Annotated in this window: 17 protein-coding genes and 2 pseudogenes; 7 read left to right on the top strand and 12 right to left on the bottom strand. The window is 59.5% G+C overall.

The window, feature by feature from the left end; all coding sequences use genetic code 11:
- The first annotated feature begins 9 nt into the window (after positions 1–9).
- From QA639_RS12840 to QA639_RS12825, 5 genes and pseudogenes are all read left to right on the top strand, one after another.
- The gene (locus QA639_RS12840) at positions 10–408 is read left to right on the top strand and encodes an RWP-RK domain-containing protein (RefSeq protein ID WP_283089917.1); all 399 of its coding nucleotides are present in this window, start codon (positions 10–12) and stop codon (positions 406–408) included.
- Between the two features lie 58 nt (positions 409–466).
- Positions 467–631, top strand: a pseudogene (locus QA639_RS12835) (IS91 family transposase); the annotation flags it as partial.
- Between the two features lie 577 nt (positions 632–1,208).
- Positions 1,209–1,964, top strand: coding sequence for an SDR family oxidoreductase (locus QA639_RS12830; protein WP_283089916.1), 756 nt, complete (start codon positions 1,209–1,211; stop codon positions 1,962–1,964).
- A 504-nt stretch (positions 1,965–2,468) separates the two neighbouring features.
- Positions 2,469–2,711: pseudogene (locus QA639_RS41885) on the top strand (LysR family transcriptional regulator); the annotation flags it as partial.
- 39 nt (positions 2,712–2,750) lie between these two features.
- Positions 2,751–3,503 carry a LysR substrate-binding domain-containing protein gene (locus QA639_RS12825; protein WP_283089915.1) on the top strand — a complete coding sequence of 251 codons (753 nt, stop codon included), beginning with the start codon at positions 2,751–2,753 and terminating at the stop codon, positions 3,501–3,503.
- Between the two features lie 336 nt (positions 3,504–3,839).
- On the opposite strand, the gene QA639_RS12820 is transcribed toward QA639_RS12825, so the two are convergent.
- The 4 genes from QA639_RS12820 to QA639_RS12805 all read right to left on the bottom strand — a co-directional run bounded on the left by QA639_RS12820 (position 3,840) and on the right by QA639_RS12805 (position 8,279).
- On the bottom strand, positions 3,840–4,577 hold the full coding sequence (locus tag QA639_RS12820) for an alpha/beta fold hydrolase (protein ID WP_283089914.1): 738 nt from the start codon (positions 4,575–4,577) through the stop codon (positions 3,840–3,842).
- A 45-nt stretch (positions 4,578–4,622) separates the two neighbouring features.
- Positions 4,623–5,654, bottom strand: a complete 1,032-nt coding sequence (locus QA639_RS12815) for a dipeptidase (protein WP_283089913.1) — start codon at positions 5,652–5,654, stop codon at positions 4,623–4,625.
- Between the two features lie 12 nt (positions 5,655–5,666).
- On the bottom strand, positions 5,667–7,160 hold the full coding sequence (locus tag QA639_RS12810) for an MFS transporter (protein ID WP_283089912.1): 1,494 nt from the start codon (positions 7,158–7,160) through the stop codon (positions 5,667–5,669).
- 501 nt (positions 7,161–7,661) lie between these two features.
- Positions 7,662–8,279, bottom strand: coding sequence for a TetR/AcrR family transcriptional regulator (locus QA639_RS12805; RefSeq protein WP_283089911.1), 618 nt, complete (start codon positions 8,277–8,279; stop codon positions 7,662–7,664).
- A 97-nt stretch (positions 8,280–8,376) separates the two neighbouring features.
- Between QA639_RS12805 and QA639_RS12800 the strand changes: the two genes are divergently transcribed.
- Both QA639_RS12800 and QA639_RS12795 read left to right on the top strand, forming a co-directional pair.
- Positions 8,377–9,555: a 4-hydroxybenzoate 3-monooxygenase gene (locus tag QA639_RS12800; protein ID WP_283089910.1), complete on the top strand. Its 1,179-nt coding sequence runs from the start codon at positions 8,377–8,379 to the stop codon at positions 9,553–9,555.
- 341 nt (positions 9,556–9,896) lie between these two features.
- Complete coding sequence (locus tag QA639_RS12795; protein WP_428841156.1) at positions 9,897–10,859, top strand: LysR family transcriptional regulator; 963 nt, start codon at positions 9,897–9,899, stop codon at positions 10,857–10,859.
- On the opposite strand, the gene QA639_RS12790 is transcribed toward QA639_RS12795, so the two are convergent.
- The 8 genes from QA639_RS12790 to trbE form a co-directional block, all read right to left on the bottom strand.
- Positions 10,826–11,071, bottom strand: a complete 246-nt coding sequence (locus QA639_RS12790) for a DUF2274 domain-containing protein (RefSeq protein ID WP_283089908.1) — start codon at positions 11,069–11,071, stop codon at positions 10,826–10,828. The genes QA639_RS12795 and QA639_RS12790 overlap by 34 nt on opposite strands.
- Positions 11,072–11,078: 7 nt before the next feature.
- The gene (locus QA639_RS12785; RefSeq protein WP_283089907.1) at positions 11,079–12,290 is read right to left on the bottom strand and encodes a TraB/TrbI/VirB10 family type IV secretion system protein; all 1,212 of its coding nucleotides are present in this window, start codon (positions 12,288–12,290) and stop codon (positions 11,079–11,081) included.
- Positions 12,287–13,321: a P-type conjugative transfer protein TrbG gene (trbG, locus tag QA639_RS12780; protein WP_283089906.1), complete on the bottom strand. Its 1,035-nt coding sequence runs from the start codon at positions 13,319–13,321 to the stop codon at positions 12,287–12,289. Before trbG ends, QA639_RS12785 begins: the two co-directional genes overlap by 4 nt.
- Complete coding sequence (gene trbF / locus QA639_RS12775; RefSeq protein WP_283089905.1) at positions 13,318–14,001, bottom strand: conjugal transfer protein TrbF; 684 nt, start codon at positions 13,999–14,001, stop codon at positions 13,318–13,320. Before trbF ends, trbG begins: the two co-directional genes overlap by 4 nt.
- 100 nt (positions 14,002–14,101) lie before the next feature.
- The gene (trbL, locus tag QA639_RS12770) at positions 14,102–15,328 is read right to left on the bottom strand and encodes a P-type conjugative transfer protein TrbL (protein WP_283089904.1); all 1,227 of its coding nucleotides are present in this window, start codon (positions 15,326–15,328) and stop codon (positions 14,102–14,104) included.
- Entirely contained in the window at positions 15,325–15,696 is a 372-nt protein-coding gene (gene trbK-alt / locus QA639_RS12765; protein WP_283089903.1) for a putative entry exclusion protein TrbK-alt, read from the bottom strand. Before trbK-alt ends, trbL begins: the two co-directional genes overlap by 4 nt.
- Positions 15,696–16,424: a P-type conjugative transfer protein TrbJ gene (gene trbJ, locus QA639_RS12760; RefSeq protein ID WP_283089902.1), complete on the bottom strand. Its 729-nt coding sequence runs from the start codon at positions 16,422–16,424 to the stop codon at positions 15,696–15,698. Before trbJ ends, trbK-alt begins: the two co-directional genes overlap by 1 nt.
- Positions 16,421–18,862, bottom strand: a complete 2,442-nt coding sequence (gene trbE / locus QA639_RS12755; RefSeq protein WP_283089901.1) for a conjugal transfer protein TrbE — start codon at positions 18,860–18,862, stop codon at positions 16,421–16,423. Before trbE ends, trbJ begins: the two co-directional genes overlap by 4 nt.

The following is an 18,862-nucleotide window of genomic DNA, read 5'->3' as shown; positions in this document are numbered from 1 at the left end:
GAACTCGGGATGCAGGCCATTAATTCACTGCACTCTCTTTCCTGCGCAAGCCTGCGATCAATTGACGACAGAAGAAGTTCGGCAAGTACCGTTTCTCGCGATGAACTGTACGAACAGGTCTGGTCAAGGCCGGTGACCAGGGTCGCCGCCGACTATGGCGTAACCAGCACGGCCCTCAAGAAAACCTGCAAGCGCCACAAAATCCCTACACCCAAACGAGGATACTGGGCAACGCTTGAGCATCGTAAACCGGCTCCCAAGACAACTCTTCCCAAACTGAACGACACACGCCTCGAAGCGATGAAGAAGCGATCAGGCCGCAGCAAAACTCCCCGCCCACAGGGACGCCCGATCGGACGACTGCGAGGGCTGCGCGACAAGATCGTAACCGCAACACGCGAATTGTAGCGAACAGCAATGCGAGACTCCACCTTGGCATCGATTTCGCGCGTGCGGCGAGCGTCGATCCGATCGCGAGGCCGAGCTGTTGCCGGTGCCGTACGATCACGTGGTGTTCACGCCGCCGGCAGCGATCGCCGGCATCGCCCACCAGGAAGAGACCTTCCTCTACAAGGTCTCGGCCGAGACCATGCTGACCATGGCCGCCGATCCGAAGAACCTCGGCGCCAGAGCGCGCTCAGCTCCGTCAATCGTCGCAAATCGTCGTGCAACTTGTGGGCTTCGACACCGCGCCCCGCTCTCTCATCGGCCGCTTCACTGTCGCGCAACTCGTTGGACCAGCTCGATCCCAATCGGTCAGCTCGCCCGCGGCGCTCAAATTCCGATAGCGCCTGCCGCACCGCCTTCCGTTCTCTCAAGCGCGGATTCCTCCCCTACAGGCTTTCGGACGCCGGCCGCCGAGCAGGCGGCGACCTCGCTCAAGCGGCCGGGATCCGAAACCTTCACAGAAGCGGTATTGGACCGTCGCGTTGACAAAGGAGCGACATGACATTAAGCCGGCCCTTACAGCTTCTATCCAAGCTGCCGTAGGCGTTACCGTGATCCAACGCGCCTTTTCGAGAAGGTCCCAGCAGGGAGATCTCGAAGCAAAAGGCTTACGGTACGCTATCCTTCTGATACCATCGCGTTGGTCGACTATCTACGAACGACACGCGGGATTCCACGTGCCATTTGGGTCTCTCGCGATCGCCCAAAGCACGGAGCTACGCCGTAGCCTTTCCTTGAACAATAGATGGAAAGGTATAACCATGAAAATGAGCGGCAACACCATCCTTATAACTGGCAGCACCAGCGGCATCGGACGCAAACTCGCGGAAGCATTCCACGATCGGGGCAACCGGGTGATCGTGGCTGGGCGACGCCAAGGTCTGCTTGATGAAATCACAGTGGCGCGTCCCGGTATGGTTGGCATGTTTCTTGATCTCGATGCTCCACAGTCTTTGGCTCGCCTGGCAGATGACGTTGGTGCTCGCTTTCCCGATTTAAATGTACTGATTGCCAACGCAGGCATCTCGCGAGCGGAGGACATGGCTGCTGATGACTGGAATGCTGCGGACGCCGAGGCGATCGTCCAGACCAACATTCTGGGCGTGCTAAGGGTGACGGCGGCAATTCTGCCGATGCTTAAACAGCAGCGTGAGGCGGTCATCATGGCAACCAGTTCCGCCCTGGCTTTTCTGCCCCGTACGGATTTTCCAGCCTACTGCGCGAGCAAGGCGTTCCTGCACTCCTGGCTGACTTCGCTGCGACACCAACTCCGCAAGTTTCCTATCGAGGTGCTCGAATTGTCTCCTCCTTACGTGCAGACGGAACTGACCGGCGCTCAGCAGGCCACCGACCCGCGTGCTATGGCTCTCGAGGCGTACGTTACGGAAGTGATGCAGATGCTCGAACGGGGAAACCACACTCGAGGTGAACTGCTACTGGATCGCGACTATCCTAGACGCTGGGCTGAGCGTGACGGAAACTATGATGTGATGTTTGCTGCGATGAATCCGACTTAAGATCCGCGCCATGACGATCACCAGCTAAGTGTACGGCTGGCAATCGTTAGACTTCTGCACCTTCTGACTGCATTTGCGCGTGTGAGAGGTGCAGAAGCCTTTGGTCAAAACCACTCAGGGGCCTAACCGGACCAACCATCCCATCACCAATTGAACCGATGCAACCTAGCGGATATCGGTTGCGCCCTTGATGGTATTTGTCATCGCGCCCTACTTTTTGACCAGCGGGCAGAGCGTGTCCGAGAGTGGCTGGAACGTCTCATCCGCGGGCACCGCTTCCCGTGGCCTCCAGCCACTTCTCGGTCAAGCACCATCCGTCAATCGTCACGTTCCCATGCCGCTCGGCATACATTTCGCTGATCCGCGTTCCCCTCATTTACCACAACAAGGCTCCGGAATCGGCAACGTTGGCCGCGTTGGACCGCCTTCAGATATGCAGGGTCGATAGAGCCACGCCTGATTGGCAACCCGTCCGAGCCCGGCAAGCGGGGGCCGCGACCTACAATGAAGTGCCATTGCAGCCAATACTGCAGTGCCAAAGAAACGCAAGGGCCACAGGCTTTTCGGCGCCGCGTTGACCTGCATCTCCTGAGGCGTTTTACTGCAGGGATGAGCATCAGGAGCATCGATCTAAACCTGCTTCCGGTCTTGCGAGCGTTGCTCGAAACCCGGAGCGTTTCGGCGGCAGCCCGCACGCTAGGTTTGTCCCAACCGGCCGTCAGCAATGCTCTCACCCGGTTGAGGGGGCACTTCGGCGACCCCCTTTTTCACCGAACGCGTGGACAAATGGAACCGACGGCCCGCGCACTAGAAATCGGTTCGATCATCGCGGATGCATTAGCTCGTATCGAGTCCACGTTGGAACGCAAGTTTGACCCGTATACTCTTGTCCGAACCTTCAAACTCGGGCTCGTCAGCTACAGCGGATTTTATTTTTTGCCCGCTCTGATCGAGAAGCTGAGGTTCGAAGCTCCGCATGTCCAAGTCCTCCCGGAACATATGACGGAGGCATCCGCGTACGAAGCTCTTGAAGCGTTGGAGCTAGACTTTGCGATGGGCATCTTCTGGAGAAAGGCCCCGTCCCTCACCAGGTCAGTTCTGCTCGACACTTCCTTTAAGGTGATCATGAGACCGGGCCACCCTATCGCCGCTGGAGCAATCACGCCCGAGAAAGTGGCAGGCTATCCGCACATCCGCCTTCCCGTGCTAGACAATGTGGAAAGAATGCTTGACGCAAATGGACTCAAACGTCACTTCGCGGCGACTTCACCGAATCCGCTGGCTGTGCCCTTTTTAGTTTCTCAATCAGACATGCTCGCCATACTGCCCAGCCGATTGGCAATGGCCTTTGCGACGGTCTGCCCATTGCAGGAGGCATCGCTTCCCATCGAAATGCCCCGATGCGAGATTGAGCTGGTCGCACATCCGAAGCACGACACGGAAGCGGGATTCCAATGGTTTGCTGATTGTCTTCGGAACCTGACACTCGATCTCGATAGGACCATGCAGCCTGCAGACGACAAGACGGCCGCGATCTGACGCTCAAGCTCGGTGAGCTCCTTCTGGGGCTCAACATCCCCTCTGCCCGCCAGCCGCCATTCTCTCGATCTTTGGCACTCTGGTTCCTGAGGAATCCCGCCAGGTAGATTGACAGGACGCCGGCCCGTATTGCGGCTTGATCGTTGCAGAAGAAGCTTCCGTTCTCCGGAGCCAAATGACATCCCCTATCAAGCGAGATGTTTTCATTGCGTGTTCAATCGAAGCCTGGTCCGACACTGGTCCAGAAATTCTGCGACTCTTCGCGTTGTCGTGGTCATGCAACGTCCATGACCGGCAATTAAGTTTCATCTGCCGGCATAGCCACCTTGACTTTTTTTAATCGAGGAATTGGTATAGCAAATCGACATAGATCTCCGGTTGATCCACCTCGATGTTGTGTGCCGCGTCGTCAATGTAGACGATTTTCGCGCGGGGAATGTGCTTCTCAAGGATCAGCGGCGTCTCCGGTGGCACCACACCGTCCTTTCTGCCGTACAGGATCAGCGTGGGACAGGTGATCGCGTCCAAACGCGAAACGAGTGACGCGTCATATCTGACGGCGCCGCTGTAACGGGCCGCTCGTGCGCGATTGGCAGCGATCATCTCTGGTGTTTTCGTTTCAGGACGACGCTTCTCCGGGTGCGCAAAAGCTCGGCTTAGAAAGGTCGCAGGATCTCCTTCCAGTGCCTCGTCCGTTCTCGGATTCAACCCTGCCGGGCACTGTAAGATCAGTCGGCATACAAGATCTGGACGCTGAGCGGCCAACCAGCAGGCAATCCATCCCCCGAACGAGTGTCCTGCGACGTCGGCTGGCCCGCGGATAGTCGACGCGATGAACGTTGCGATGTGATTGGCCAGGTCCGCCATCCCGACAACCCTATCGAGGTCCTCCGTCCCGTCGAAGCCCGGCGCGATCGGAAGATAGATCCTCCGTGCCCGCGCCAGAGCTTCGACGGCAGATGTGATGCGCACGCCGCTTGCGCCATGCAGAAACAACAGCCGGGGTCCGGCTCCGCCTTCAAGGTACTCGGCGGCTCCGTGACCCAGGTCAACGCGCTTCCTTTGGAACTTCATGATGGTTTTCTCCACGCTCCGGATGCGGCGTGCCGATCGCCGTCTTCAGTTGGGAAGTACGGTGCGCAGGACCCGCAGCAGATTTCCCCCGCTGATCTTTTGAACATCCTCTTCAGAGTATCGCTCCTGGAGCGCAGCGATTAGCCTTGCCCGTCCGAGAACCTTCGGGCCGAGCTGATCCTCCATGCGATAGATGCGGTATTCCTCACCGAATGTGCGCTTGGATTTACCGGCGACGGAGTCGTAGCCCGGCAAGTAGGGCTGGATGCGCCGCGCATCCTTTTCGGATCGGTGCCAGTCATCCTGGGCGGTGAGACCGACGTGATTCGCTCCCACGAGCGATACGAGATGATCGATGTGCTTGAGAAAATTCTCCATGCTACCGGCCATTCTCGCGTCAGGACAGATCACTCCTCCCTTTTTTGCGGCAGCTTCGATCAACTCATCGGGCGCCGCCCGAAGGACCGCGTTGTTCTTCACACCAGCCCATTCGACCTTGGGGCCCACTTGCATCAGGCGTCGGGCCATCGAATGCGAGAAGATCGTCGGATGCTCCGACAATTCGACGGCATCCATCGCCGTCTTGTCACCGACATGAGACAGGTCGATGACGATGCCACGGCGGTTCATGGCGCGAACTGCGCGCTGGCCGACCTCGCTGAGCCCCGAGTCATTGGCGGAGGAGAAACCACAACCGTAATAACTGTTCTCCCGAAATGCGAGACCGCAGCATCGTAGTCCCATGTCGGCGAACGCCTCGAGGAAATTCATGGTATCGCTGAGTGGCTTGGGATTCTGCAAACCTAGAAGCACACCGACGCGCTTGTTGGCGAGGCCGTTCTCCAGATCACCTTTCGTCTCGAGGAGGTAAGCGCGATCATGGCCTTCGACGATGCGTTTCACGGTCTGCAGGTTCTCGATGCTCTCGAGCGTATCGTCCCACGTATCATTCGCCGTGCAGCCGACTGCACCAACGCCTAGTTCGAGGCACTCGTCCAGGAAGCCGGGCGAAAGATCCTCGAACCACGAAGCTCCGATGCCGTTTACGATTGCGTCTGCTTCAACTTTCGCGTCCATGGAGATTTCCTTTCATGCTGAGGGGTTTCGAGTGGACAGCGGCACATCAGCGCCGATCATCGGCTTGCTGATCAAGCTGGGAGAACCTGACTGGCGGCGGGCGAGCGCAAAGCAGGCGATCCCGGACACCAGAAGAGGAGCGGCCGCCAGAAAGAACAGTTCGCTGAGCCCAACGCCGTGGGCGGCGAGTTCACCTGCCGCGACCGTGCTTAAAATGGCTCCTAATCGTCCAGCGCCAAAGGCCCATCCAGCTCCGCTGGAGCGGATAAAAGTGGGATAGATCATCGCTGCTATGGCGGCGAAACCGTACGCCGTGCCGAGAATGCAGAACCCCGCGGCGAATTCGGCGGCAAGCAAGACCGCGGCACTCGCCCTGTCGGCGAAACCGATAGCGACAGTCGGCGGGATGGAGAGCAGCATGAAGAACGCCATCACCGCCGAACCACGAATGTCGAGCGAACGCCCCAGCACTATTCCACCAACGACTCCGCCGATCTGGAAAACCGTCTGGCCAAGCGAAGCGACTACGGGTGGCAGATTTGTCGTGCTGAGGAGAGCCGGCGTCCAATTCAGGAGAAAAAAGTATGTCATGAAGTTGCCGATGATCGCGGTCCAGAGCAGGAGCGTCGACGATGTAAGCCCACCGCGGAAGAGTTGACTGAGGCTCACACCCGCTGGTCCGGCTTCTTGCCCGATGAGCTGTGCAGCCGATACGCTACGCAGTGACTCGTGCGCCAGCATACGGAGCGTCCTCAATGCTTCGTCGTTTCGCGACCGAGCGACGAGGTAGGCTGGCGACTCGGGAAGCCAAATTGAGCAGGCAACTGCCACGATCAGCGGGAGGACTCCCCCGATCCAAAAGAGCGAGTGCCATCCATACGTGGCCATGAACAGCGATGAGACCACGCCCGGGAGAGCTCCGCCGAGCCCAATCCCCGAGTACATGACGGTGACCAGCATCGCTCGCTGTCTGGCAGGAGCAAACTCTGACGTGAGGGCTATCGCATTCGGAGCTGCACCGCCGAGGCCTACACCGGCCAACAGTCGCAGCACGAATAACTGATCCAGGCTGGTTGCGAATAGAACCAGGCCGGTGAACAGCGCGAACATACTGCATGCGCCGATAATCAACTTACGTCGCCCGAACCGGTCCCCCAACTGGCCGAAAAGCGCAGAGCCGATCATCATTCCTATGATCGACGCGCTCAGGACGGGTCCGAGCGCGGCAGCATTGTCGATACTCCAGGCCTTGGACAAACTCGGCAGGGCAAATGCCAGCACTGAAACGTCGTACCCTTCTAAGAGCACGACCACAAAGCAGATACCTATCACACGCAGGCTGAAGCTGTTCAGGCCTTGGTTATCTATGATGTGGGCAACGCTTATCCCGCGACAATGCGCTTCCTCCACGACGTCCTCCAATCCGGGCTTTTTGATTTTTCTTTTTTGATCTTTGCTTTCGGCGCCTCCGTGTTCGCGAAATGCCGCGCCGGAGTTCGGATTCATCTATCGGTCTGAAGGAAGAAGGCCCAATATTTATTTCGTAATTTAGTATTCACGGGAATGATAATGAAGCCGCGCGGGCGGGACCGGTCGGGCTATGCCATGCTTCTTTCGTTAGATGGCGGTAACCAGGCCGCTTACACCATTACTACACGACGTCGAGATGATCAGGCCGAGCCCACTTGAGCTGACGTTGGCATTCCGTGGACGGCTTGCGTTCGTGCGTCGGCGGTAGCTGCGCCCAGATGTTGCCGTGACGAAAGGCAGCTCCAAGCTTCGGAGGAAGTGCGTCGCAGTAGAAGGCACTCGCTCGGCCTATAGAGCAACCTTTCCGACTTCGAACGTGTAGCCTCCCCTCGGAAAGGTGGCGCAATATTCCGCTGTACTACCGACGCATTTTGAATCTGGCACATTCCTGGATCATTTTGTCGTTGTTTGCCCGGTGAGCGCCACGCATCCGAATTCCACGGTCGACCAACGCGTCTGGTCTACAATTGTCGCCACTTACGAGAGCTTGAATTGACCTATCAGCATGTCACTGAGGAGATCGGCCTGGCGGATGAGATACGCCCCGGAAGTCTGCTCGTCCGTTGTTCTCTCCGCGAAACTCGTGATCAGCAGCACGACGAAATTGACATTGAAATCGAGCTCGTCGGGCGTCTGGTCTTTCACCGCTTCCTTAATGAACCCTCCGATGAGTTCCACACCCTTCGAGATCAGAGCCTGGAACTCCTCCGTATCCTTCAGGTCGATCGAGGCGGCACGCAAGGCCCGCCGCAGGTCCGCTTCGGCCGCCTCGACTATGAAGAATTCGCGGATGAAGTCCCTTAGCCTCCTCGCGTGATCGCGACCCCGTTGACGTAGAATGGGCAACAGCTTGGCAAGCTGCTTCTCCCAGTTCAACTTGATGATGTGGAAGAGGAGCGCCTCCTTATTCGGGAAGTACTGATAGAACGAGGCAATGTTGACGCCCGCCTTCTCGACGACCTTGTTGGCCGTGAAACCCGCCCGCCCGTGATGCGTCAGAATGTAAGTAGCTGCCTCGACGATAGCGCCGACGGTCGCGATCGATCTCTGCTGCTTTGCACGTTTTTTCAGTAAGATATCGATCTTCCGTGTCATCCGAACGAACCTCATCGGGAATATGATTAGCAATGTAACTTTTCACTTATATACTTTAAGCCACCAATATCCAACAGGAACGGTGGAAGGAATACTCATGACATCTAGTCGCGAAGAGACCGCGGTGGTCATTATCGGAGCCGGGGTGGCCGGACTGACGCTTGCGACCTTCCTGCAGAAATCCGGTGTGCCTTGCGTCGTGCTGGAGCGGCGCCACCGCGCGTACATCGAACTGCGTCAGCGCGCCGGTGTCGTCGATGCCCGCGGGGTGCAGATGTTCGAACGCTGGGGGCTAGCTGATCGGCTGCTCGCCGGCCCGATCGCCCAGACGATCGATTATCGGGTAAACGGCCGCGGTCGCGTTTTCAAGATCATCGCGGACGACGGAAGCGCCGGTCGGTTCTGCACCCAGCAAATGCTCATCAGCAATCTCTTGCGGGAGTTCATCGATGCCATGAGCGGTAACATTCGGTTCAACGTCACCGACGCGGTGATCCGAAACGAAGAGAATCATCGTCCGCAGGTCACCTATTCCGATGCGAGCGGATCTCACGAGTTGGTCTGCGACTATATCGTCGGGTGCGATGGTGATCGCGGTATCAGCCGATCGTCGATCCCGCCTGGCACCTTGACCAAGTACAGCCATGAATTCGGCTATGCGTGGCTGGCCGCCCTCGTGGACGCGCCTGTCACCGGACATCCGATCATGGGCGTGAGTGATTACGGCTGTGTTGCACAGCTTCCTCGTGGCCCGCACAGGAGCCGCTATTACCTGCAGTGTGCACTAAGTGATGGTCCCGAAGACTGGCCAGATCAACGGCTCTGGGACGAGATCCGGCTACGGCTCTGCGATAAGACGATCGAAAACGCCACGGTTCACGACAAATTCTTCGTTCCGCTGCGTTGCGTTGTCTATTCGCCAATGCAGTACGGTAATCTGTTCCTTGCCGGGGATGCCGCGCACCTTGTTCCTCCAGCCAGTGCCAAAGGGATGAATCTCGCTTTAGGGGACGTGGACGTTCTGGCCGAGGCATTACTGCTCGCCGTACGCGATGACGACTTATCGGCGTTGAAGAACTATTCCGCCACGTGCCTGCCGCGTATCTGGAATTATCAGGATTTCAGTGTTTGGATGACCGACATGATGCATGATGCCGGGGATCCCACGCAGCAAGGTACGTTTCGTCAAATGACGGCACGCGCTCGTCTCGACAACTTGATCAACTCGTCGACGGCCGCTCGCCTGCACAGTGAATACCATCGAGGAACGAACTGAAGCTACGCCGGCGGGCCAGATGGCCCGCCGGCGGTTCCTATCGCGAACATCAGGCCCGATATCGCCACAGTGATAACCTTCTAGTGGAGCGGATTCTCAGGCGCGCAACTGGCCCCCCAAACCGCATTGGAGACGCGTCCAGGATCGGAAACGCTTTCGTTGTCGTCGGCTAACCGAGATGTGGATTGAGGTTATCACCAGGCTCAGCGCCGCGGGTACCCACACCGGACCCGTTCTTTGGGCACCGGTGATGCTGGCAGCCGCCTAAACCGAAATAGCTATCGTAACAGCAAGACCCTGTTCAAGGGCGCGCCGTTTCCCATCTTTCAACTTGGCGGAGTATGAATATGAGGGAGCTTGATAACACAACCAGCAAGCGGCGTACATTTGCGATCGATCTACAGCACCTTCGATTTGCCGTTGCCGCATCTGAGTGTGGAAGTCTTCGGCAAGCTGCCGAGCGGCTGGTGGTTCCTCATTCCGTGCTAAGTCGTTCAATTGCGCAGCTAGAACATCTGGTTGGGACGCCACTGTTTGAACGGTCGAGTGGCGGCGTGAAACCCACGCTAGCAGGCCGAGGCGCTTTGCGCATTGCAAGTCTGATCCTGGAACAGGTTGATTCGCTCGTCGAGACCGGACGCTCGATTGGTGGAGGAAAGGTTGGTCGTATTTCGCTAGGTCTTTGCACCTCTATCTCCGCAGGAAACCTGCGCGCCACGCTTCTCGAGTTTCGGAAGCGCTTCCCGCAAATCGAGCTGGCCGCGCTGGAACGCTCGCGTCTCCGCCTAATGAATGCCCTTCGTGATGGGACAGTCGACGTCGTTATCAGTCCTGGACGTTTGGCCTCGGCAGGCAGCAGGACACTTTCGCTCTGGAGCGAGCGAATACTAATCGCATTGCCGCAAAATCACGTCTTCGCAACCCGCGACGCGATATATTGGACGGATCTTCGGAGTGAGACGGTACTTTTGAGTCGGTATGATCCAGGCCGTGAACTCGAGGACCTCCTTGTCTCCAAGCTCTTATCACCTGAGGATCGGCCCAAGGTCGAGTGGCACGATGTAAGCTACGGGATTATTAAGAGCCTCGTGAGCATGAGCCTCGGAGTTAGCCTCGTCATGGAGTCTGACAGTGGCGCAAGTTTCGCCGGCCTCGTCTATCGTGAACTGCGAGACGGAGTGGGATCGAGTAGGATAGAGTTGTCGGCTCATTGGCGACCTGACAATGACAATCCGGCATTGAACAAGCTGCTGGATCTCCTAACCGAGCGCTACCCCTCTCCCTCGCCGCCCCTCGGTGAATGACTGGCGTGCCGCAATTTCGAAAAGGCCCTGTCAGTGGCCATAAATCGAGTGAGCATTGGAGCAATCAACTTTGCCGGATCTACAGATTGACCTGTCTGTTGTGCCAAAGCTTCAGCGTAGGCGACTAGATCTCGATGTACGGGCGCTGGTAGCTCGACAGTTACCTTCACTGGCTTTTCGTCTTGAAGGGCCACGATTTTTAGCTTTGCCATTGGGTTGTCATCCTCTGTATGGCTCAAGAACGAGATCGCGATCGACAATGACACGGACCGGGAAGCCTGGGCGTATCGTCAGCGTCGGCTGAATATTGAGGCTGCGCCGAACCACCTGCTGTCCAGTTTGGTTCAGCGAGTCGGAGGCGCCATGCCGCAACGCCTGGATGATGGCGCTGTCGTTGCTATTGGTGTCGGATCCTGCACCGAGTTCTGTCCCGACAGCCAAGAACGTCGACAGCGCAGCCGCCTTGAATAGCTCACCCCAGTGATTGTCGACCTGGTCTTCGAGGCCTGCATAGCCGGCGGTGTCAGCGCCAGGCTGCCGCTCGAGAACGATGGACCGTCCATTCGGCATGATCAGCCGGGTCCAAACGAGGAGGACGCGGGACTGGCCGAAAGTGACCTCGCTATCGTAAATGCCGATCAGACGCGCTCCCTGAGGCACAAGAAGAAAGCGGCCAGTCGGCGTGTCAAAGACATTCTCGGTGACCTGCGCGGTAATTTGGCCAGGCAGGTCGGATCGGATTCCGGTGATCAGCGCTCCTGGAATGACCGTCCCAGCCTGCACAATGTATGGTGAAGCAGGCTTGGTGACGCGGTCCGGGCTTACCGTGCGACGTTCCACAGAAGCGTTCACAAAAGCAAGTTTTCGGTCCTGCGCGTTTTGCGCAGATCCATCGTCGCCGGTGCTCGTTGCGTTCGGCGGCACGACGCGTTCGCTTCCAACCGCCGCAGCCGCGGGCGGACGCGTATCTCGTCCATTGGTCGAAGCGAACAGATGACTGGTGCGGGCTGCTTCGGTCTCTTGATCCCGGCGCTGCTGGTCCGGATCAGCGCCGATCGTCGGCAACTGGCCTTGAGCGGCAAGGATCGGTCGACCGAGGTCCCCGGGGAGCGGCGGACCGAGCTGCGGGATTGGCTGGCGCGGAACAGCAGCGTAGTCCTTCGGCAGCATCGTAATGCCGTCGGCAACATTGTGGTGATCGGTGCTGTAAAGCTCATCGGCCGCCTGGTTTCGAGGACGGTTGCTCTGTAATGACCACAAAACAGCGCCACTGATGACAAGCAAGGCAACCGCGCTGGCTCCGGCAAGGACCTTGCGCGACAACCGTGTCACGCGCGGATGCTCCGCTCTCAGGCGGAAGCTCCCGGGCCGGTCCTCTTGTGTCTGTGGCGGCACCGATTGCTCGTGATCGTTCCCACTCCCGCTGTTCATGACGACGGCCTCCCGTCCGTCCTGACAATCCTGACATTCTGCTGGTGCTCACCGCCGAGCCGGAGTTCGGCGGCTGCAAACAGCCGATCGACGATCAATACGTTGCCGTAGGTGCGATAGTTGACGACCTCGGTCTTGCCATCCGGGCCGATGACAAAGAGCGGTGGCATCTCGCCCTGCACAATGCCTTTAGGGAATTCGACATAGACCTTGCGGCCATCGTCATATGCGGCGAGCGGTCGCCAGGCCGGGCTGTCCCCTTCAATCGCGTAGCGGGAGATGCGCTGCGCCTGCTCCGGAAGAACGGGTCGCAAAGCGACTGAACGCGACTGTTCGCGCACGGTCTCCGGATAGTACCAAGCTACGGATGGCATGTACGGCCGCGCGCGGGAGCGGAGCTCGATCAGGTAGGTACGCCGGTCGGTGTTGACGACGAGGTTGGTCTCGATCGACGCGCGGGTTGGCTTTACCAAGATATGGACGCGTCGCGTGTCGCCGTTCCCACTCTCGGTATCGCCTACGACCCAGCGCACCGTGTCGCCGGCCGCGATGGGTCCTGATCCCGTCAACTGCTCTCCTTCCTCGAGCGCAATATCCGTAATTTGTCCGGGAGCGGCGTACACCTGGTAGAGCGCTCCCGGACTAAAGGCGTAGATTTGAGCCGCGTTGAAATATCCCCGCTTGCGCGGTTCGACCCGGGCCGCGCTGTTTGCTGTCTCAACGCGGCTCACGGGTTCAGGCTCTTCCTTCCCCCCTGACTTGCCGCCCAGAGCCGGCTTCCAGAGCGGTGGGACATGAAGCGGTCGCGGTCGGTCGTCGAGAGACACTGGAGGTGCCGGCAACGGAGGAACTTCAGCGTCGTAGCTGATCTCCGGGGGTATGTAAGTCGCGCATCCACCAAGCGCTGACGAACAAGACAGGAGAGCGAACAGAAATGCTCGCCTCGAGGTCACGAACCCAGACCAGGGCGAATTGAGCCTCCTGTTCTGAACGGGACGCTTCAAGTAAACGTCAGACGGCATCTCGGTCACTGACTCAACTCCTTCGACCAGTTGATGGCGTGGACGTAGACGCCAAGGGGATTCTTGCGCAGGCGTTCGGCATCGCGCGGCGGCTCGATCACGATCGTGAGAATGGCGGTCCAACGCTCGGTCGAGCTCAGCGAACCGTTGTCGTAGGTGCGCTGGGTCCACGCGACTCGAAAGCTTTCCGACGACGCACGAATGACGCTCGAGACGTCGACGGAGATTTGCGCCTTCCCCAGCTTGGCAAAGGGGTCATTGTTGCGCGCGTAGTCATTGAGCGCGGCCGCGCCGCGATCAGTCGTAAAATCATAGGCCCTGAGCCAGTTCTGGCGCAGTACGATCCCGTCCGCCGGCAGGCCTCTCACATCTTCGATAAAGCGCGCCAGATGGTAGGCGATCTGCGCGTCAGTAGGCTGATAGTCGAAGTTGGCTGGCGCAACCCTTTGCGCCTGTCCCAGACGATCGACTTCGACCACCCAAGGCGTGATCGATCCTTGGCTCGAATGCCAAACAAGGCCCACGGCGAGGCCAGCGGACAGCGTCAAGCAGCCGAACGCCATCAGGCGCCAGTTCTTGGCTTGCAAGCGCGCCGAACCAATGCGTTCGTCCCAAACCTGCGCTGCCTTTTGATAAGGCGTAACCGGCTCGGGCATGCGCCCGTAGTGAACGGATGGTCGTTTGAACATCGATGATTGCCCCTGAGCTCAAGTGATCAGTTTCAAGTCGTGCGGTATCCGGATTTCTGATGCGGTCCGTGACGCGTGACGAACGTGCATTGGCCGCGTGTCAGCGCTCTCCTTCAGACAAATCGACAGAAGAGCCGCTGCCGCCGTGATCGCCTGAGCGAACCGCCTGTCCGGCTGCCGACGCACCGTGCCGAATGGTCTCGGCACGCTTCATGCGCCGCGCCCAATCGGGCTGCCCTTCGGCCGAAGTGCTCGCGGCCTGCTCGCCCGCTTGCCCCCCGCTGAGGGCAACCCCGGCGCGGCGCAACGGGCTCATGGCAGCCGAACCACCAGCCTCTGCGACGCCGGCAAGGCCGCCTCTTCGATAGGCGGCGGATGCGCCGCTCAAGACGGCACCGCCACCACGAGCGACGCCTGCCATCGCTCCGCCAGCGACACCAGCACCGCCGGCGGCGAGGCCTGCACCAGCCGCAACAATGCCGCCAGCGGCAAGGCCCGTTCCAATCGCGGCGCCGGCGCCGAGCTGCGGCCCGCCGGACACCAGGCCGTTTGCGATTCCTGGACCGAAGATACCCAGCCCGAGCAAGGAGAGCGCCGCGAGCACCAAGGTCATAGCGTCCTCAATGGTCGGCTGTGCGCTGCCAAAGCCAGTGGTGAATTGCGAGAACAGGGTAGATCCGATGCCGACAATGACGGCCAGGACCAAGACCTTGATCCCGGAGGATATGACGTTGCCCAGGACCCGCTCTGCCGCGAAGGCGGTCTTGCCAAACAAGCCGAAGGGAATGAGGACGAAGCCGGCCAGCGTCGTGAGCTTGAACTCGATCAGGGTGACGAAGAGCTGGATCGCCAGAATGAAGAAGGTGAGCAGCACCACGACCCACGCGAACAGGAGAACGACGATCTGAACGAAATTCTCGAAGAAGCTGATGTAGCCCATCAGGTTCGAGATTGAGTCGAGCAGCGGTCGACCGGCGTCGAGCCCGACTTGGGCGATCTTTCCCGGCCGCAGAAAATCAGATGCGGATAGGCTGGCGCCGGATGCTTTCAGCCCAAGACCGGCAAAGCTCTCGAAGACGATGCGCGCCAGGCTGTTCCAGTTGCCGATGAGGTAGGCAAAGCAGCCCACGAAAAGCGTCTTCTTGACGAGGCGCGCGATGATGTCCTCGTCCGGCCCCCAACTCCAGAACAACGCGGCGAGCGTGATGTCGATCGCCGCAAGGGTCGTTGCGAGATATCCGACATCGCTACCCAGTAGCCCGAAGCCGTTGTCGATATAACGGGTGAACGTTTCCAGGAACTGGTCGATGATTCCGGTGCCGGTCATGGCTTGCTCGCCTCAGGCGCCGCCAGATGATGATATCCTTGCGGGATCCGGCTCTGATCCTTTGGGGCTGGCGCCAAGCGTGCGACAGAATCACCGCGGCCAGTACCTGCGGCACCGTCAATCTTGACAAAGAAACGGCGGCGGTTTTCGGCCCAAACCTCCCTGCAACGCTGATAACGTGCCGCTTCCACAGCAGTTACGCTGCCGCAGCGTGCGAGGTCAGAGCTCGTTGCACCAGTCGTCTGCTCCGCCTTCGGCGACTGCGGAGAATCATCTCCACCGCGGAGCTGAATCGTGCAGGCCGTGATGACCAATACGCCGATCGTCGTAAGCAGCGACAACGCCTTGAACGCCCTTACATCGGTCATCAGTGGAACATCCGCACGTCTTGGGACTGATAGCCCTGTCCCGGTGTCAGAAACCGCCTAAGCTGTTCTCTTCCCTGGTCCTGGGCCGAGGCGCGCTGCGCCGCTTCAAGGCTCTGTGCCCTGCCCTGCGCCGCCACGGCAGCTGTCAGATCGGCGAGTTGTTGTGCCTGAAGCGCAAGGATCTGATTGCCGGCCTGGGTTGCCTGCAGGGCGCCACTGGCACCCTGGCTCGAGGTCACGAGCGCAGTCGTCTGGATTCGGTTGGTGTCGAGATTACCGACGACGCCGGCCTGGACACGGAGCGCATCCTGTAATGCGGCGACAGAATTCTGCCACCGCGACTGAGCGTTGGTGATCAGCGCCTGGCCGGTTTGGCTGCCCGTAACCGGCGCATAGCTGGTCGAGAACGCGCGATCGATCTGCTGGACGTCGTAGGCGATCCGCTGGGCCTGCGCCAGCAATTGCTGGGTGCGCTGGATCGATGATTGCAGTTGCTGCAGCGACGAATACGGCAAGTTTGCCAGGTTCTTTGCCTGATTGATCAGCATCTGCGCCTCGTTCTGCAACGAGGTGATCTGGTTGTTGATCTGCTGCAGCGTCCGCGCGGCGGTCAGAACATTCTGAACGTAGTTGCTGGGATCGAAGACGATCAGCGCCCGTGCGGGCATCGCGACGCCAAGTACGAGAGCGATGGTACAAGCAGTCACCAAGACGCCAAGACGCCTCATAGCGATTTCTCCAGATTGACGAGATTGGGGATCAGGTCCGTGGCCCAGGCGACGCCACGGTGCTGCAACCAAGCCGGCACGAAACCATCAGCTCCATGTTCGGCGAGGATCTGCGCGATGGCGGCCTGGTCCGTCTTGGAAGAGGCTGCGGTGAATGCGAGCGCGACCTCACCGAGGCCAAGTTCGAACATCCGGTTGCCGCGACGGGACTGGCAGTAGTAGTCGCGCTTCGGCGTGGCCCGGCTCAGGAGCTCGATCTGGCGGTCGTTGAGGCCAAAGCGTCGGTAAATGGCCGTGATCTGCGGCTCGATTGCCCGCTCATTTGGCAGCAACAAGCGCGTTGGGCAGCTTTCGATGATCGCCGGCGCGATTGCGGAGCCATCAATGTCCGAAAGCGACTGGGTGGCGAAGATGACGGAAGCGTTCTTCTTCCGAAGCGTCTTCAGCCATTCGCGGAGCTGGCCGGCGAAATCCTCATCATCGAGGGCGAGCCAGCCCTCATCGACGATGAGAAGGGTCGGCCGGCCGTCGAGGCGGTCCGCTATACGATGGAACAGGTAGGCCAGCACGGCCGGGGCGGCGCTCGTCCCGATCAGCCCTTCGGTCTCAAACGCCTGGACCGAGGCCTCGCCAAGGCGCTCGAATTCGGCATCGAGCAGTCGCCCCGAGGGGCCACCCAGGCAGTAGGGTTGCAGGGCGCGTTTCAGGGAATTCGATTGCAGCAGGACAGACAGGCCCGTCAGGGTGCGCTCCTGCATCGGCGCCGAGGCGAGCGACGTTAGCGCCGACCACAGATGAACCTTGACCTCCGGAGTGATTTCGATCCTCTCCCGTGCCAGGATCGCACCGATCCATTCCGTAGCCCATCCTCGCTCGGACGGATCGTTGATCCAGGCCAGTGGCTGCAACGCAACGGGTTGGCCGCCTCCGTCAGACAATGCGCCGCCGAGGTCATGCCAATCACCGCCCATGGCGAGCGCAGCCGCCCGGATCGAACCACCGAAATCGAACGCAAAGACTTGAGCATTCGGGTAGCGGCGGAATTGCAGCGCCATGAGAGCCAGCAACACCGACTTGCCAGCACCTGTCGGTCCCACAACGAGGGTATGGCCGACGTCGCCGACATGGAGGGAGAAACGGAATGGGGTCGAACCCTCGGTCTTGCCAAACAGCAGAGGCGGCCCCTTGAAATGCAAATCACTCGCCTCGCCCGCCCATACGGCCGACATCGGGATCATGTGGGCGAGGTTGAGCGTCGAAACCGGTGGCTGCCGCACGTTGGCGTAGACGTGCCCGGGCAGGCTGCCGAGCCAGGCTTCAACGGCGTTCACCGTCTCGATCATGCAGGTGAAATCACGGCCCTGAATGACCTTCTCGACCAGGCGCAGCTTTTCGTCGGCCGCATTGGGATCGCCGTCCCACACCGTGATGGTCACCGTGACAAAGGCTTGTCCGATTTGGTCAGAACCGATTTCCTGCAGCGCTGCGTCGGCGTCGATTGCCTTGTTGTGGGCGTCGGTATCAAGGAGCGTTGACGCCTCGTTGGTCATGACCTCCTTGAGAATGGCGCCGATGGATTTCCTCTTGGCGAACCATTGGCGGCGGATCTTGGTCAGCAGCTTGGTGGCATCGGTCTTGTCGAGCATGATCGCGCGAGTCGACCAACGATACGAGAATGCCAGGCGATTCAGGTCATCTAGAATTCCCGGCGTCGTCGCGCCCGGAAAGCCGACAATCGTCAGAACGCGCACGTTGGCTGACCCCAGCATCGGCTCGAGCCCACCTGTCAGTGGCTGGTCGGCCAACAGCGCATCGATGTACATCGGTATTTCGGGCACCCGAACGCGATGACGCTTGGTCGAGATGGTCGAGTGCAGATAGGTCAGCGTGTCCTGATCATCGAGCCAGCCGCATTCGGGCATGAACCCTTCAACTAGTTGCAGTACGCGGTTGGTTTGATCGACAAACCCGCGGAGCACCTCGCGCGCGTCGGCTCCAACAGTGCGATCGCGGCCTTCATAGAGCAGTCGCTCCGCCCTAGCGGCCCCCTCCTCCGGCGGCAGATAGAGGAACGTCAGATAATAACTGGACTCGTAGTGGGCGCCCGCCTCTTCGAACTGGGCTCTGCGCTCGGCGTCGACCAGTGCGGATGCGACATCCGGAAAGGTGTTCGGCGGGTAAGCACCCGCAAAATGGCGCTGAGCCTCAACGAAGACGGCCCAACCTGATCCCAGTCGGCGCAAGGCGTTGTTTAGACGCCCGGCGACGGCGACAAGCTCAGCCGGCACCGCGCTATCAAGGTCGGGGCCGCGGAATTTCGCCGTCCGTTGGAATGAGCCATCCTTGTTTAGGATGATGCCCTCGTCGACGAGGGCTGCCCATGGCAGGAAGTCGGCGAGACGCGCGTTGGAATGGCGGTATTCGGCAAGGTTCATCAT

It is taken from the genome of Bradyrhizobium pachyrhizi, assembly GCF_029714545.1.
Classification (GTDB): Bacteria; Pseudomonadota; Alphaproteobacteria; order Rhizobiales; family Xanthobacteraceae; genus Bradyrhizobium; species Bradyrhizobium pachyrhizi.
The sequence above is the reverse complement of the archived record's forward strand: the minus strand, read 5'-3'. Positions and strand labels throughout refer to the sequence as shown.